Source organism: Planococcus sp. RAB007_Raresut, assembly GCF_057369535.1.
This window is the reverse complement of sequence record NZ_JBXYIF010000160.1, coordinates 1-260: the sequence shown is the minus strand read 5'-3', so window position 1 is coordinate 260 and position 260 is coordinate 1. Positions and strand designations below refer to the sequence as shown.

General features: G+C 48.8%; 1 pseudogene. It reads right to left on the bottom strand.

The features are described from left to right. Positions 1-260 (bottom strand): annotated as a pseudogene (locus AC2Q9J_RS18135) (histidine kinase); the annotation flags it as partial.

Below are 260 nucleotides of genomic sequence, written 5' to 3'. Positions count from 1 at the left end.
CATCTGCAAGTTCATTTCGCCTTTACGGATTGAGAAGCTGACACTGTCATGTGGGAAATCTTCGGTGAATAGGCGATTCGTATACTTTGTGAAGTCCTCCGCCTGATCGACCGTTTCAACTAGGCGATTGCGCCATTCTTCCCACGTTTCTTCTTCGAGGTCCTGTGAACTGACGTCACTTAACGCAGGGAACAACTCATAGAGTGGACGGTTGACGAACACATCATTCGTCGAATGGTCGATGTAGACGACCGCTTCTC